Consider the following 418-nt stretch of genomic DNA (forward strand, 5'->3'; position numbering starts at 1 on the left):
TGTGCTTATGCGGTGATGAGTAATCATTTACATGTGGTGCTTAAAGTCGATGTGGATAAAGCCAAAGAATGGTCTGATATAGATGTGCTTACCCAATGGCATAAAGGCTTTAAAGGCACCCTGTTGACGCATAAATTTGTTAAAGCTGAAGTCCTTAATGAGTTTGAATTAAAGACGGTTAATGATTGTATTGGGCTATATCGAGAACGTTTAACCGATATTAGTTGGTTTATGCGTTCCTTGAGTGAACCGATTGCTAGAATGGCCAATAAAGAAGACAAGTGTACAGGCCGTTTTTGGGAAGGGCGGTTTAAATCTCAAGCCTTGTTAGATGATGCGGCCGTACTCGCCTGTATGGCGTATGTTGATTTGAATCCAATTCGCGCACAAATGGCTGCAACACCTGAAACTTCAGATT

Annotated in this window: 1 pseudogene; it reads left to right on the plus strand. The window is 41.1% G+C overall.

Going from position 1 to position 418, the window contains the following annotated elements:
- Positions 1-418: pseudogene (locus BCU91_RS05910) on the plus strand (transposase); the annotation flags it as partial.

This window comes from Shewanella sp. 10N.286.52.B9, from assembly GCF_002873635.1.
Classification (GTDB): Bacteria; Pseudomonadota; Gammaproteobacteria; order Enterobacterales; family Shewanellaceae; genus Shewanella.